The sequence below is a fragment of the Actinomyces sp. Z5 genome, assembly GCF_003287795.1.
GTDB lineage: Bacteria > Actinomycetota > Actinomycetes > Actinomycetales > Actinomycetaceae > Actinomyces > Actinomyces glycerinitolerans.
On sequence record NZ_QMIN01000068.1, the window covers coordinates 1 to 5,804 of the forward strand.

Genomic DNA, 5,804 nt, shown 5'->3' on the forward strand with positions numbered 1-5,804 from the left:
CGGGGCTGGCCGGCGCCGGCCGCCTGGCAGGAGCGGCGCCCCCGGTGGCTCGGGGCGGCGTTGGGTATCGCCCGCGAACTGGCGCTGGTGCTGTTGGGGCTGGCCGCGGTGGTGGCGTTGGCGGGCCTGATCGCGGGGTCGGGTCGGGTCGCCCGGCTGCACGACGCCGTCGCCGGCGGCTCGTTGGCGGCGACGGTGGGCCTGGTGGCGCTGCAACTGGGCTGGCTGCCCACCTGGATGGTGTGGGCCCTGTCCTGGCTGGCCGGCCCCGGATTCGTGGTGGGCGCCGGCTCGGTGTTCTCGCCCACCCGTGTGCTCGCCGGGGCCGTGCCGGCGCTGCCGCTCCTGGGTGGGCTGCCGACCGCTGCCGTCGGCACCTGGGGCGGCGCCCTGCCGTTCGTGATTGCGGTGGCTGCCGGCATAGTGGCGTGGCGGCACCGGGTGGTGTTGCGCGAGCTGCCGCTGCGGCAGGCGGCGGCGACAGCGGCGACGGTCACGGCGCTGCTCGGCGTCGGCGTGCTGCTGGTGGGCCTGGCCGCCTCCGGGCAGATCGGGCCGGGGCGCATGGCCGAGGTCGGCCCGCGCGTCGGCTACGTGGCGGTGATCGTCGCCCTAATGGTGCTGGTGGGCGCGGGCCTGGTGGCCGTGCTGCCCCACCCGCGCACCCGCGCGCTGACCCGCCGCGGCGTGGAGGCGACCGCCGCCGCCACCAGCGCGGCCGTCGGCAGTGCCCGGGAGCACCTGAAAACACGCACCGACAGGCGGTAGGCTGGCCCCGGCCGCAACTGGCGAGGGTGGGGCACCACCGGGGAGCGGCCGGCCGGACATCGGTATCCCAAAACGGGACGTCGCCCGCCTGGGCGTCCCGCCGACACCGGCACAAGGAGCCCCCGTGACCACCCAGACCCCCTCCACACCCGCCAGCCCCGCCGCCCAGGCCGACGCCGCCGGGCGCGTCTCGATCCGCCGCGCCCTGGTCTCGGTATACGACAAGACCGGCCTGACCGAGCTGGCCACCGCCCTGGCCCGCCACGGCGTCGAGATCATTTCCACCGGCTCCACCGCCGCAACCATCGCCGCCGCCGGCCTGCCCGTGACCGTCGTGGAGGACGTCACTGGCTTCCCCGAGTGCCTGGACGGGCGCGTCAAGACCCTGCACCCGCGCATCCATGCCGGTATCCTCGCCGACCGCCGCAAGCCCGAGCACCTGGCTCAGCTCACCGAACTCGAGGTCGCGCCGATCGACCTGGTGGTGGTCAACCTCTACCCCTTCACCCAGACGGTCGCCTCCGGCGCCGACTTCGATGCCTGCGTGGAGCAGATCGACATCGGCGGCCCCGCCATGGTGCGCGCCGCCGCCAAGAACCACCCCTCGGTTGCGGTGGTGGTGGATCCCGCCCGCTACGGGGAGGTGGCCGACGCGGTGGCCGACGGCGGCTTCAGCCTGGCCCAGCGCCGCGCCCTGGCCGCGGCCGCCTACGCCCACACCGCCGCCTATGACGCCGCCGTCGCCTCCTGGTTCGCCCAGCAACTCGCGGCAGACGCCGCCGCTCAGGCCGACGAGTCGGCGCCCGCCATGCCCGCCTACGTGGGAGACGCCTACACACTGCTGAACCCACTGCGCTACGGGGAGAACCCGCACCAGCGGGCCGCCGTGTACACCGCCGTCGGCGCCGCTCCCGGGCAGGGCGTCGCCGGGGCCCGACAGCTGTCCGGCAAGGCCATGAGCTACAACAACTACACCGACACCGACGCCGCCGTACGCGCCGCCTACGACCACGGTGAGGCCACCTGCGTGGCGATCATCAAGCACGCCAACCCCTGTGGCGTGGCCGTATCCGCCGCCGGCGACGTCGCCGAGGCGCACCGCAAGGCTCACGCCTGCGACCCCGTGTCCGCATACGGCGGCGTCATCGCCACCAACGCCACCGTCACCGCCGCCATGGCCCGCCAGATCAAGCCCATCTTCACCGAGGTGATCGCCGCCCCCGCCTACGACGACGAGGCCCTGGAGATCCTGAGCACCAAGAAGAACCTGCGCATCCTGGTGGTTGCCCCACCCGCCCGCGGCGGCTGGGAGGTCAAGCAGATCTCCGGCGGCGCCGTGGTCCAGGAGCGCGACGCCATCGACGCGCCCGGCGACACGCCCACGGGCTGGACGCTGGTGTCCGGCGAGGCCGCGGACGAGGCCACCCTGGCCGACCTCGCCTTCGCCTGGCGCACCGTGCGCGCGGTGCGCTCCAACGCCATCCTGCTGGCCCACGACGGGGCCACCGTCGGGGTGGGCATGGGGCAGGTCAACCGGGTGGACTCCTGCAAGCTGGCCGTGGAGCGCGCCAACACCCTGGGCGCCCGCGCCACCGGGGACGCGGCCGCCGACGCCGCAGGCACCGAGGGCGCCGAAGCTCCCGCCCCCGAGCGCGCCCGCGGCTCCGTGGCCGCCTCGGACGCCTTCTTCCCCTTCGCCGACGGCCTGCAGGTGCTCGTCGACGCCGGCGTGCGCGCCGTGGTCCAGCCCGGAGGCTCCATCCGCGACGAGGAAGTCATCGCCGCCGCCCAGGCCGCCGGCATCACCATGTATTTGACCGGCACCCGGCACTTCGCCCACTGACGCCATCGCACCCAACCGCATCCCGCCGCACCCGGGCGGCGGGATGCGGGGTGAGTAGACGCGGGCAGAGGGCCGGTGGAGGCGCTAAGGTAGCGGCCGTGAGCAACCAGAACGGGGCGGTTGACGGCGTGCCGCCGACCGGTGAATCTGCCGATGCTCCCGCCGTCGGCCCGCGCAGGGGTGACGCCGTGGACGACTGTCCCCAGCGGCAGCAGCCCTACCGCACCCTGGCGGTGGTCGCCGTCGCCGCCTGGCTGGCGGCCGTGCCCGCACTGTCCCTGCTGGGCCACCGGCGCCTGGCCGTCATCTGGCTCGGGGCGGAGGTGCTGGCCCTGGCCATCATCCGGCTCCAGCGCCCCGACGGCACCTGGATCGCGGCCCGCGGGCGCGCCTTCGACGTCGTCTTCGGGCTGCTGCTCGCCGTCGGCCTGTTTGCCCTGTCCTATTACGCGAACCTGCCGCGCGTGCGCTGAAACGGTAGAACCGTGAGCCCGACCGCCTACTGCCGGGCGGAACCGGGTCACTGGGCGGTACCGGTGCGCGCGGGCGCGGGCGAGTGTGGCATTCTGCCGCCGACCAGCGGTCCCCGACCGCCCGCATCCAGCCGAAAGGCAGCACATGAGCAACCCATCCCCGCATCCCGAAGCTCGCGCCGGGCAGGCGTCCCCGGGGCCCGTCCGCCGCTTCCTGGCCCGCGGCGGCATCCTGGTGTGGGTGCTGGCCGCCATCATCCTCGCCCTGCTGCTCGGCTCCATCCAGATCGGTGGTAACCACCTGGTGCCCGTGCCGATCGGACGGATCTTCGCCACCTTCTCCGACCTGTTCAGCCAGTTCCTGAGCTTCTCCATCCCGCTGATCATCATCGGCCTGGTCACCCCCGCCATCGCCGATCTGGGGCGCGGCGCCGGCCGCTGGCTCGCCATCACCGCCGCGATCGCCTACAGCTCCACCCTGTTCGCCGGCTTCGTCACCTACCTGGCGTGCGCGGCCACACTGCCCCGCGTGCTGGGCGGTACGACGCTGACCGACGTCGAGGAGCCCGGCAGCGCCCTGGAGACCTACTTCAGCGTGGAGATGCCGGCCGCGGTCAGCGTGATGACGGCACTCCTGCTCAGCTTCGTGGTCGGCATCGGCCTGTCCATGGTGCCGCGCGGGGTGCTGCGCAAGGGCTTCATCGAGTTCCGCGCCATCATCACCGCCCTGATCGAACGAATCATCATCCCGCTGCTGCCCCTGCACATCTTCGGCATCTTCCTGAACCTCACCTACACCGGTGAGGCCTGGGCGATCATGCGCACCCTGCTGCGGGTGGTCGTGGTCGTGCTGCTGCTGGAGGTGGTGATCCTCGGGGTGCAGTACCTGGTGGCCGGTGCCGTCGGACACCGGAATCCCTTCAAGGCCCTGGTCACCATGCTGCCCGCGTACCTGACCGCCCTGGGCACCTCCTCGTCCGCCGCCACCATCCCGGTGACCCTGCGGCAGGCTCGCAAGAACGGCGTGGCCGACGCCGTCGCCTCCTTCACCGTGCCGCTGTGCGCCACCATCCACCTGGCCGGCTCCACCTCGAAGATCTTCGCCTTCGCATTCGCCATCGCCCTCACCCAGGGGCTGTCCGTGTCGGCCGCACAGTGGATCGGCTTCATCTTCATGCTCGGCATCACCATGGTGGCCGCCCCGGGCGTGCCCGGCGGCGCCATCATGGCCGCCACCGGTCTGCTGTCCAGCATGCTGGGCTTCAACGACGCCCAGGTGGCGCTCATGATCGCCACCTACATCGCCCTGGACGCCTTCGGCACCGCCACCAACGTCACCGGAGACGGTGCCATCGCGATCGTCGTCGACCGGCTCGCCCACGGCCGCATCGGTCCCGAGGGCGATCCGGAGAACACCCGCGAACTCGCCTTCGACGGCATGAAGTACCTGGACCGGGTCAGTGTCGACGGCGTGGTCAGCGCCGAGGAACTCGAGGCCTCCGCCGCCGCGGCCGGCCCCAACGCCGTCAGCCACTGAACCTCCCGAGCCGGGATGTAGCCCAGATCTCCCCATGCGCGGCGGCCGCTCCGGCCATCGTCCCAAGTCTTCGTACGCGCTACGGCATAGGCTTTGGTCAACGGCCCCCGCGGCCCAACTGACTGTCTCGAAGGAGTCCTTCATGGCCAACGCCCCCGTCAACATCACCGTCACCGGCGCTGCCGGCAACATCGGCTACGCGCTGCTCTTCCGCATCGCCTCCGGTGCTCTGCTCGGCCCCGACCAGCGCGTCAACCTGCGCCTGCTCGAGATCCCGCAGGCTGTCAAGGCTGCCGAGGGCACGGCCATGGAGCTGTTCGACTCGGCCTTCTCCACGCTCGGTTCCGTCGACATCTTCGACGACCCCAAGCAGGCCTTCGAGGGCGCCAACATCGCCTTCCTGGTCGGTTCCATGCCCCGCCGGGCCGGTATGGAGCGCTCTGACCTGCTTTCCGCCAACGGCGGCATCTTCGGTCCCCAGGGCGAGGCGCTTGCCGCCGGCGCCGCCGACGACATCAAGGTCCTCGTGGTCGGCAACCCCGCCAACACCAACGCGCTCATCGCCGCCTCCCACGCCGGCGACATCCCGGCGTCCCGCTTCACCGCCATGACCCGCCTGGACCACAACCGGGCCCTGGCCCAGCTCGCCGCCAAGGCCGGCTGCCACGTCTCCGACATCGACAAGGTCGCCATCTGGGGCAACCACTCCTCGACCCAGTACCCCGACCTGACCCACGCCACCATCAAGGGCGAGCCGATCACGGACATCCTGGCCGACCGCGAGTGGGTGGAGAACGACTTCATTCCCACCGTCGCCAAGCGCGGTGCCGCCATCATCGAGGCCCGCGGCGCCTCCTCCGCGGCCTCCGCCGCCTCCGCCGCCATCGACCACGTGCGTGACTGGTGCCTGGGCACCACCTCGGCGTGGACCTCCGCCGCGGTCATGTCCGACGGGTCCTACGGCGTACCCGAGGGCGTCATCTCCTCCTTCCCCTGCACCGCCGAGAACGGCGAGTGGAAGATCGTCCAGGGCCTGGAGATCGACGACTTCTCCCGCGCCAAGATCGACGCCTCCGCCGCAGAGCTGGTCGATGAGAAGAACGCCGTCGCCGGCATGGGCCTGATCTGACCCACACCTGCGCCAACAGTCAGCGGCCCCGGCTCCTTGCGGAAGCCGGGGCCG

At 72.3% G+C, this 5,804-nt stretch carries 5 protein-coding genes and 1 riboswitch; all 5 genes read left to right on the top strand.

Annotated elements, in window-relative coordinates; all coding sequences use genetic code 11:
* The coding region (locus DRB06_RS16170; RefSeq protein ID WP_258522220.1) for a DUF6350 family protein at window positions 1-768 on the top strand (768 nt) is incomplete at its 5' end.
* A 3-nt stretch (window positions 769-771) separates the two neighbouring features.
* A riboswitch (ZMP/ZTP riboswitch) is annotated at window positions 772-869 on the top strand.
* Between the two features lie 23 nt (window positions 870-892).
* On the top strand, window positions 893-2,611 hold the full coding sequence (gene purH / locus DRB06_RS09455) for a bifunctional phosphoribosylaminoimidazolecarboxamide formyltransferase/IMP cyclohydrolase (protein ID WP_111819802.1): 1,719 nt from the start codon (window positions 893-895) through the stop codon (window positions 2,609-2,611).
* A 98-nt stretch (window positions 2,612-2,709) separates the two neighbouring features.
* A complete protein-coding gene (locus DRB06_RS09460; protein WP_234416138.1) occupies window positions 2,710-3,084 on the top strand; it encodes a hypothetical protein in 375 nt (124 codons plus the stop codon).
* Window positions 3,085-3,229: 145 nt separating this feature from the next.
* A complete protein-coding gene (locus tag DRB06_RS09465; RefSeq protein WP_073326976.1) occupies window positions 3,230-4,621 on the top strand; it encodes a dicarboxylate/amino acid:cation symporter in 1,392 nt (463 codons plus the stop codon).
* 142 nt (window positions 4,622-4,763) lie between these two features.
* Entirely contained in the window at window positions 4,764-5,750 is a 987-nt protein-coding gene (locus DRB06_RS09470; protein ID WP_073326974.1) for a malate dehydrogenase, read from the top strand.
* The last annotated feature ends 54 nt before the right edge of the window (window positions 5,751-5,804 follow it).

Coding starts and splice junctions, on each gene's coding strand:
- DRB06_RS09465 (WP_073326976.1), top strand. CDS start 3,230: ATGAGCAACCCATCCCCGCATCCCGAAGCTCGCGCCGGGCAGGCGTCC.
- DRB06_RS09470 (WP_073326974.1), top strand. CDS start 4,764: ATGGCCAACGCCCCCGTCAACATCACCGTCACCGGCGCTGCCGGCAAC.